Here is a 1,083-nt window from a genome sequence, read left to right as displayed (position 1 = left end):
CCGTGCCCATGTGGCCGTTGATATGGACGAAGTCGTCCACCGCCAGGGAGTCCTCGATGAGGATGAAGATGCCGGTGATCAGGTCCTGGACCAGGGTCTGGGCGCCGAAGCCGATGGCCAGGCCGATCACCCCGGCACCGGCCAGCAGCGGGGTGACGTTGACCCCCAGGTTGGCGAGCCCGACGATGGCGGCGATGATCACGATGGTGGTGAAGATCACGTTACGGATCATCGGCGTGATGGTCTGGGCGCGGGCCTGGTTGACCCGCCGCCCGCGGGCCCGGGCGGGGCTGGTCAGGGCGCGCTGGATGGCGGTGTCGGCGAAGATCCACGCCAGCCAGGCCAACAGCACCGTGAAGCCGATGGCCAGCAGCGCCTGGCCGATGCGCACGCTGGCCACCCCGGCCTGACCGATCCCCACCAGCGAGCCGCCCCACACCTGCAGCGACAGCTCGGCGAACACCAGCCAGGTGGCCACGTGGGAGAGCGCATAGCCGAAGCGCTCCAGGCGCTTGCGGTACTGGCTGAGGCGCCGCCGCTGGTTGCGCCGACCGCGCCGCTCGCCGTGGCGGCGCAGCAGGCCGGTCACCACCAGGGCCAGCACCAGCAGGGCGGCGGAGATGATCGAACGGGCCAGGGCCGTGCCCACGTCGCCGCCGGAGACGAAGATCGCCACCAGCGACCCCCCCACCAGCAGCAGCGCCGGCACGTGCCAGAGGTTGCCGATCACCCCCACCACGCTGGCGCTGCCCGTGTGCTCGCGGCGCTCGCGCCAGGGGCGGTTGCGGATGATGTGCTGGACCGAGAGCAGCCCGGCCAGCTCGTAGCCGATCAGCTCGGTCATCCGGCCGGAGTTGAAGGCATCGCCCAGGGCGATCAGCGCCCCGATCGCAAACAGCGGGCGCAGCGCCCGCCGCTGGAGGATCTGCACCGCCAGGAAGCGGTGGCCCCGGGTGAACACCGAGACGAAGGTCTCCACCACCACCGAGAGGGTCCGCCCGCACAGGGCGACGTAGGCCACCACCAGGGCCATGGTGCGACCGGAGCTCTCGGGGAGCAGCTGCGCCATCCCCAGCACCAGGA

The 1,083-nt window shown here is 71.3% G+C and carries 1 protein-coding gene; it reads right to left on the bottom strand.

Translation table 11 applies throughout. The features are described from left to right. Positions 1-1,083 (bottom strand): mechanosensitive ion channel domain-containing protein (locus tag J5F18_RS07365; RefSeq protein ID WP_346302195.1); only part of this gene is annotated, 1,083 nt, incomplete at both ends.

The sequence above is a fragment of the Halomonas sp. BM-2019 genome, assembly GCF_017584085.1.
The sequence above is the reverse complement of the archived record's forward strand: the minus strand, read 5'-3'. Positions and strand labels throughout refer to the sequence as shown.